A 6,714-nucleotide genomic window follows, 5' to 3' on the forward strand; every position below is an offset into this window, starting at 1 on the left:
GATAAGCGATCAAAATCGAATCGAAAGAAAAATCAATCCAAAATGGGCGGCTTGAAGCTTTTTTGAAAAACGAAACAAAAAAGAAAGAGGATGTGCCAATTACTTTGTTTTGACACACCCTCTTTTTGTTCCTTATATCTTTGAATCTTGAAAGATATATCTTTGGACTTAAAATGATATAATATTTAATACAAAATGTATATACTTTTTAAACCAAATGTAGTGACTCACACAAATAAAACCATCTATTATACACCTTGCTATAATATCTCTTGTTTTACATACTCAATATACCATCTTTCTTTGAATTCTGCCAACATTCCACCCCCTGCCTTTGTTATATTACAGTAGAATAAGTATAACTAATTTCAAAATAGTAAAGTATGAATATTGCAAAAATTATCGGACGTGAAGTATTGGACTCCCGTGGTAATCCTACTGTAGAAGTTGATGTTTGGTTGGAATCCGGCGCTTTTGGTCGCGCTGCTGTCCCTTCGGGTGCTTCTACCGGCGAAAACGAAGCCATCGAACTACGTGATGTAGACAAAAAACGTTACGGTGGTAAAGGTGTTCTCAAGGCTGTAGAAAATGTAAACAAAGTAATTGCTCCTGCTCTTTTGGGTTATAATGCTCTTCTTCAGGTAGCCATCGACAGAAAACTTATTGAATTGGATGGAACCAAAACGAAATCTAATTTAGGTGCCAATGCAATGCTTGGTGTTTCATTGGCTGTTGCGAAGGCTGCTGCCAATTACCTTGATTTGCCATTGTATCGTTATATCGGGGGTACTAATGCCTATGTATTGCCGGTTCCGATGATGAACATTATCAATGGTGGTTCGCACTCCGATTCTCCTATTGCATTTCAGGAATTTATGATTCGCCCTGTAGGTGCTTCAAGTTTCCGCGAAGGATTACGTATGGGTGCCGAAGTATTCCATGCTCTTAAGAAAGTTCTTCACGATAGAGGTTTAAGTACAGCTGTTGGTGATGAAGGTGGTTTTGCGCCTGTTCTGGAAGGTACGGAAGATGCTCTCAACTCTATTCTTTCTGCTATCAAGGCTGCCGGTTACGAACCAGGAAAGGATGTAACGATTGCTTTGGACTGCGCTTCTTCCGAATTTTATAAAGACGGTATTTACGACTATTCAAAGTTTGAAGGTGCTAAGGGTGCCAAAAGAACAGCAGACGAGCAAGTTGCTTACCTGTCTGAATTGGTTTCTAAATATCCTATCGACTCTATCGAGGACGGTATGGACGAAGGCGACTGGGACGGATGGAAGAAGCTTACAACAGCTCTTGGCAGCAAATGTCAGCTGGTAGGAGACGACTTGTTTGTAACTAACGTAGACTTCCTTAAGAAAGGAATTGAAACAGGTTGTGGTAATTCCATCCTTATCAAAGTAAACCAGATCGGTACACTTACCGAAACGCTGGATGCTATCGAAATGGCTCACCGTAATGGTTACACTTCAGTTACTTCTCACCGTTCCGGCGAGACTGAAGATGCTACAATTGCTGATATTGCCGTTGCAACCAATTCCGGTCAGATTAAAACAGGTTCATTAAGCCGTTCGGATCGTATGGCTAAGTACAACCAGCTTCTGCGTATTGAGGAAGAATTAGGTAGCCGTGCAGTTTATGGTTATGCTAAATTGAAAAAATCTTGCTGCTAATTTGTAAAAATTTATTTTAAATATCTGAAGAGGGATTTCTTGTAAAAGTGATCCCTCTTTTTTTGTATCTTTTTCTCTTTAAACATCTTACATCATAATATTAGTCTTATAAAAATTCCATTTTTGAAATATCCTTGCATAAACTTAATACAATGTTATGCAAGGTAGTGTATTTTAACATTTATTTTTGTAACGCTTTCTAAAGTGCATGCGTCTTATCTCTAGAAACAAGAACAATAAATCGAAGAGATATGAACAAGCTATTATTTACATTCCTATTTTGCTTTTGTTGTGCAAGTTTAATTTTTGCACAGAGCCTTAAAATTAGCGGGCGAATTACAGATGCACAAAGTAAAGCACCGCTCGAATTTGCAAATATCGTACTTACCACTGCCGACACCACATTTGTTGGGGGTGCTACTTCCAACATAAATGGAGATTTCCTGGTTGAGAATATTGTTCCGGGCGACTATAGATTGGTAGTCTCTAGTGTAGGATATAAAACATCCGAAACTGTTCTGCAGGGTGTTGATGAAGTTGTAAACTTAGGTTCCCTTGAACTGGAGGAACACAGCGTATTGCTTGATGAGGTTACAGTTGCTGCATCCAACGAGAAAAGCAACTCCGACCGCAAGATTGTTTTTCCATCCGATAAGCAAAAGAAAGCATCATCCAATGGAATCGAACTGCTGAAACAGATTGCCTTGCCTCGTTTACAGGTAAATGCCTTGCAAAGAACACTTTCAGTTCCCGGCGGTGGCGAGGTGCAATTGCGTATCAACGGTATTATCGCTACAAACGAAGAGGTTATTGCCTTACTCCCGGAAGATATCATAAAGATAGAATATCACGACAACCCGGGTTTACGTTACGGAAATGCAGCTGTTGTATTGGATTACATTACAAAACGAAAAGTATCCGGAGGTAATGTGTCGGTCGACTTTACCAATGCGGTCAATGCCGTATGGGGAGAAGATCAGTTGTCGGCCAAGGTTAATCATAAGAAATCAGAGTTTTCACTTTCGTATCGTCTTGCTACACGTGATTTTTATCAGATGTGGCGCGAAAACGAAGAGAAATTCAATTTTGGAGATGGCAAAGTAATTAACAGAAAAGAGGTAGGTCAGCCGGGACATTTAGGAATGTATTGGCAAAATGCATCCATGCAATACAATTATCAACCAGACGATAAGACAGTTCTGAATGCAACATTCCGTTATTTCGGTAACGAACAAGATCATTTCGACTATTACAGCGACCTTTATTTTACGGATCGCCCCAACGATATTCTGAAGCTGACCGACAAAACAACGGCTTCCACCAAGCGTCCATCGCTTGACCTGTATTTCCAGAAAACACTTCCGGCCAATCAATTACTTGTGGTAAATGTGGTAGGCACTTACATCGGTTCCAAATCGGGACGTTTCTATCAGGAAAATCAAAACGGAAGTTTAATTTCCGATATTCAGAATAACGTGGATGGAAAAAAGTATTCAATCATTGCGGAATCCATTTATGAAAAACAGATGAAAGCCGGAACATTCAGTGCCGGATTGAAGCACTCACAAGCTTTCTCGGACAATACCTATACAAACGGAAAAAGGTATGTAACCGAAATGAGGCAAGCAGACTCCTACGCTTATATTTCTTTTAAAGGAAAACTAAAGAATCTGGAATACAATCTGGGTATCGGCGGGACAAGAGCCTGGTCGTTTCAGGAGGGTGATGGCGATGGTTACGAGACCTATACTTTCAATCCACGTCTTACACTTCAATACAATTTCCCTTCCAACGCCTATTTAAGACTTCAGGGAAGTGTTAACAACAATCAGCCCTCTTTGTCGGAATTAAGCGCCGTTGACCAGCGGATCGACTCCTTGCAGATAGTAAGAGGAAACCCATTGCTCCAGCCCTATACATCGTATCAGGTAAATCTGTCGGGAGAAGCCCGCAAAGGTATCTTTACCGCCAATCTGTGGTCCTCATACGAATACAGACCCAAAGCCATCATGGATGAGAAGTTTGTTGAAGGGAACCGGATTATCAATACATTCGACAACCAGAAAAGCTGGCAACGTCTTTCCGTGGAAACAACCTTAAAAGTAAAGCCTTTGAAAGACCTTTTGCAAGTATCGGCAACCGGTGGGGTAAACCATTATCTGAGTGATGGCAACACTTACAACCATGAGTATACGAACTGGTTCTACAGAGGAGATTTATCCTTTGTTTACAAAAAGGTGATGCTGGCGTTTCAGATTCAAAGTAACTGGAACTGGTTCTGGGGTGAAAATGTATATGGTGGCGAAAACTATCATCTGCTACAGGCAAAATATAACATGAAGAACTGTTCAATCGGACTTGGTGTATTCAATCCGTTCTCCGACAACTATAAAGTGGTTAACGAAAACTGGTCCCAGCATGCCACCATTAAGAAAGCCAATTACATCAATGAATCTTCCCGATTGGTTATGGTTCAGTTTTCGTGGAACTTAAGTTTCGGAAGAAAATATGCCAGTGCTCAGAAGAAACTTCAGAACAGCGATAGCGACTCGGGTATAGTTACAAACAGCAAATAAGATTTTTTAAGTTGTAAATAATTTTTGGGAAGAGGCTGGCCAGTGATTGGTCGGCCCTTCCTGTTAGATATAACACACGCTGAAACGACGTTAGATCGGACTGCAAAAACGATAAAATCAATCGCTGTCAGGTAAGCAGCAACGATGGGTTTACCAGGTCTCTGTTCAGGTTGTCTGTAACCCTTAACTGCATCGGATAAATAAGAATGAATCCCGTTTTATTATGCTGATTGTTTAAGAAGTGATGAATCCGGTTCATGGCCGGGTGATAAGACGGATTCTCTTTACGACTCATTATAATAAGAAAACTATCATTCACTTTAACCTCTGCATTTAATGTATTGAAGTTATCCCAGTTTTCAAATTCTTTGTATTCGGTACCAACCGACTGTTTACTGCAAACTTCTTTCAGGTGATTCAAGGTATGTGCAGATGAATAAAAGACAATTTTAGTACCGGTGTTTTTTGCCAGACTCCATACTTTATGAAGCCAAAAAGGAAATCCGAGCTCTTTTTCGGCCTTGTCCGGTACGATAACCAAATACCTGCTTACAGTGCCTAAGGGTTGCATCGGTTTAAAGATCAATGTTGTGGCATTACTTTGCAGCAACAAACGTTCGGTAAGATTCCCCAGGAAGGATTCGGTAATCTGCTTCTTCTGATGTAATCCCATTATCAGATAGGTAATTTTTTGTTCTTTAATCGTATTTGTAATCGCGTTTACCACATCCGTATCATATCTTAGCAAGTCGCTTAAACGATTGTCCGTAGCAGAGGCATGGATAATTGCCTTCTCCAAAATCTTCCGGGCATCTTTATCGGCCTGATCATCGTAATCGTCGGTACTGATTACATTCAGCGCAAACAACCGAGATTTTTTCCCCTTCTGCTTGATGGAGGCGCTCAACTGCACCAGATCGTCTACTGTTTCCTCGTTGCTTACGGTTATAAGAATCCGTTCGCGTTCCATAACGTCGGCATCCCCATTGTCTGCCGATTCTTCCAGGGCAATATTCTTTGCCCCTCTCTGCGCAGCAAAAGAGGCGATCGTACATGTAACCAATATCATGAAGATTGTTCCATTTAGCACATCCTCGTTCAATAAACGGATGGGTGCCCCGTTGCTGTCGGTTCCGGTAATTACATTGTAACCTACAATGACAGCCGCCAGGGTAGCGGCAGCTTGTGCATTGCTCAAACCAAAAATAATATCGCGTTCGTCTCTGGTATATTTAAATTGCTTTTGTGTTAACCAGGCTGCCAGAAATTTGGCAAGGGTGGCTATAATCGTCATCACTACCGCTACCTTAATGGTTTCGAAGTTTACGAAAGATCTGAAATTAATCAGCATACCCACTCCGATCAGGAAAAAGGGAATGAAGATGGCATTCCCAACAAACTCCACACGGTTCATCAAAGCGGATGTACGGGGAATGAGTCTGTTCATGGACAGCCCCGACAGAAACGCACCTATAATAGGTTCGATACCTGCAAGTTCGGCCAGAAATGCTCCGGTAAATACAATTACCAGAACAAAAATATATTGTGAAACATTGTCGTTAAAGCGTTTAAAGAACCAACGCCCTATGATTGGAAACAATCCCAATACGATGGATCCGAAAATAAGAAGAGAAATAAGGATCTTAATCCAGAAAGAGGGGCCGACTGTCCCTTTGGACATTTCAACAATTACCGTAAGCACAAGTAACGCAAGGGTATCGGTAATCATAGTTCCACCAATGGTTATGGTTACCGCCCGATTTCTGGTAACCCCCAATTTGCTTAGAATAGGAAAGGCAATCAGGGTATGCGAAGCGAACATACTGGCCAGCAGAACCGATGATATCAAGGAAAACTGGAGTATGTATACCCCGGTAATGATGCCTAAAGTCATAGGAATCAGAAATGTGTACATACCGAATACCAGACTTTTACGGCTGTTTTTCTTAAAATCGTCGTGATCTATCTCCAATCCTGCCAAAAACATAATATAAAGCAATCCGGCTGTACCCGAAAGAATAATACTGCTGTCGCGTTCCATCAGATTAAAACCAAAAGGTCCCACAATTGCTCCGGCAATTATCAGCCCCAGCAAATGAGGAATTCTCAACCTGTTGAGCAACAGAGGGGCGAATAATATGATAAGTAATATTAACAGGAATTTTAGCACAGGATTATCAATGGGTAGTCCTGTTACCAGTAGTATTGAAAGGTTCATATGGAGTCCGGTTTATTATTTGATGTTATTGCAGAACAATGTTACAGAAAAAAACTGAGATATCAAAACAAGCGAGCCGACCAATCACTGGCCGGCTCGCTCCCCTATTGAACCTATTATTATATGAAAGTAAAAATGATTACTTTATGATAGATATACGGTGAAATTGAAAATTAATACTCAACAAACCGGTTATTTCATGTATTTTAACCACGAATTATTCTTTTCGGCCTGATTATAAGCT

At 40.8% G+C, this 6,714-nt stretch carries 3 protein-coding genes; 2 read left to right on the forward strand and 1 reads right to left on the reverse strand.

Going from position 1 to position 6,714, the window contains the following annotated elements:
* Positions 1 to 383: 383 nt before the first annotated feature.
* Positions 384 to 1,676: a phosphopyruvate hydratase gene (gene eno, locus AB7E53_RS13580; RefSeq protein WP_446776268.1), complete on the forward strand. Its 1,293-nt coding sequence runs from the start codon at positions 384 to 386 to the stop codon at positions 1,674 to 1,676.
* A 251-nt stretch (positions 1,677 to 1,927) separates the two neighbouring features.
* Complete coding sequence (locus tag AB7E53_RS13585; RefSeq protein ID WP_446776270.1) at positions 1,928 to 4,252, forward strand: carboxypeptidase regulatory-like domain-containing protein; 2,325 nt, start codon at positions 1,928 to 1,930, stop codon at positions 4,250 to 4,252.
* Positions 4,253 to 4,379: 127 nt separating this feature from the next.
* Here AB7E53_RS13585 and AB7E53_RS13590 read toward each other — a convergent pair whose 3' ends face one another.
* Entirely contained in the window at positions 4,380 to 6,470 is a 2,091-nt protein-coding gene (locus AB7E53_RS13590; protein ID WP_446776272.1) for a cation:proton antiporter domain-containing protein, read from the reverse strand.
* Positions 6,471 to 6,714 lie beyond the last annotated feature (244 nt).

This window comes from Macellibacteroides sp. (assembly GCF_050251695.1).
Lineage (GTDB): Bacteria > Bacteroidota > Bacteroidia > Bacteroidales > Tannerellaceae > Macellibacteroides > Macellibacteroides fermentans.